At 65.9% G+C, this 387-nt stretch carries 1 protein-coding gene; it reads right to left on the bottom strand.

Annotated elements, in window-relative coordinates; translation table 11 throughout:
• Positions 1–245: MaoC family dehydratase (locus tag AB0C16_RS40845; protein WP_357691594.1), on the bottom strand; the 245-nt coding region annotated here is incomplete at its 3' end.
• Positions 246–387: the final 142 nt, after the last annotated feature.

The following is a 387-nucleotide window of genomic DNA, read 5'->3' on the forward strand; positions in this document are numbered from 1 at the left end:
CGCATCACCTGCGGCACCAGCGCGGGCAGCAGCGACAGCGTCAGATAGCCGTGCGCGATGGTCGTGCCGAACGGACCCGCGGCGGCCTTCTCGGGGTCCACATGGATCCACTGGTGGTCGCCCGTGGCGTCGGCGAACAGATCGATCCGCTTCTGGTCGACCTCCAGCCAGTCGCTGTACCCCAGCTGCTCGCCCACCGCCGCCTTCAGCTCGTCGGCGGATGTGAAGATACTCGGCTCTGCCATGTCCCTGGCCTCCTGTGTCGCCATGTCTAAGCAACTGCTTAGCATGGTCGGGCGGGGGGCCCATGTCAACGGGCCGCGAGTGTGACGAGGTAGGTAGGCTTCGAGGGGTGCCCCAGATTCCCGAGAAGATCCATGAGCTCAC

This window comes from Nonomuraea sp. NPDC048916 (genome assembly GCF_040649575.1).
GTDB lineage: Bacteria > Actinomycetota > Actinomycetes > Streptosporangiales > Streptosporangiaceae > Nonomuraea.